Here is a 1239-nt window from a genome sequence, read left to right on the forward strand (position 1 = left end):
GACCGGTTTCAACCAGTCGTTGCAACACATTTGTCCTGAGTGGACGATAACAGATCGTTAAGGGCCTCGCCGGGCGTTCTCCACCCGAGTGCCTTGCGCGGCCGGCTGTTCAATGTTGCCGCCACCGCCTCGAGTTCGCCGGTGTTCCAGCGGGCCAGGTCCGTACCTTTGGGAAAATACTGCCGAAGCAGCCCGTTGGTGTTCTCGTTCGTGCCGCGCTGCCACGGACTGTGCGGGTCGGCGAAGTAGACCTGCACGCCGGTGTCGATCGTTAGCTTCGCGTGCTGGGCGAGTTCTTTGCCGCGATCCCAAGTGAGCGTGCGACGCAACTGCTCGGGCAGGGCGGTGATCGTCGCGGCGATCGCTTCGCGGACGGCTTCGGCGCCGTGCCCGGCCAGGGCCGGGCCGTTCTTCGACCGCGCTTCGACGCCCCAACCGTCCATGCGGGGCAGGTGCAGCAGCAAGGTGAAGCGGGTAGCCCGTTCCACGAGGGTGCCGATCGCGGACCTGTCCAGCCCGATGATCAGGTCACCTTCCCAGTGCCCCGGCACGGCCCGGTCCTCGACCTCGGCCGGCCGCTGGCTGATCATCACTTCCGGGGTGACCATGCCGTCGCGCCGTTGCCGGGCCCGGGCGCGCGGCACCCGCAGTGCCCGGCCGGTGCGCAGACACGCGACCAGTTCACGCTTGAGCGCGCCCCGGCCCTGGATGAACAGCGATTGGTAGATCGCCTCATGCGAGATGCGCATGGACTCATCATCCGGGAAGTCGAGCTTCAACCGGTTGCTGATCTGTTCCGGGCTCCAGGCGGTGACCCAACGGCGGTCTTCCCGGCGGGGCTTGTTGCGTCCCTTCCAGGCCCGAGCCGTCGGCCCGGCCACGAGCTCGCCGCCGGCCCGGCGCACCGCCCCGGACAGTCGGTCCTGCACGTACTCGCGCAGCCGCGGATTGGACACCAGCTTGGCGGTCTTCGGGCGCTTGGCCGCCTGCTGCGCCTTCCACTGCGCCACCGTGGCCCGATACTCCCGCTTGCCGGCCCGGGTCGCCGCGTTGCGCCGCAACTCACGCGAGATCGTCCCCGCATCGCGTCCGATCCTGCGGCCGATTTCCCGCACGCCCGCGCCCTGCGCCCGCAGCAGCGCGATCTCCTCGCGTTCGGCGAAGGACAGATAGCGGCCCGAAGGCTCGTCCAGGCTGATCGGCGGCATGCCGCCAGCGTGACGAAACCACCGCGCCCCA

1 protein-coding gene is annotated in these 1239 nt (G+C 69.2%); it reads right to left on the minus strand.

All coding sequences use genetic code 11. The features are described 5' to 3' along the window. Positions 1 to 8: 8 nt before the first annotated feature. The coding region (locus SM450_RS31000) for an IS30 family transposase (protein WP_474623323.1) at positions 9 to 1239 on the minus strand (1231 nt) is incomplete at its 5' end.

The organism is Micromonospora marincola, assembly GCF_056150385.1.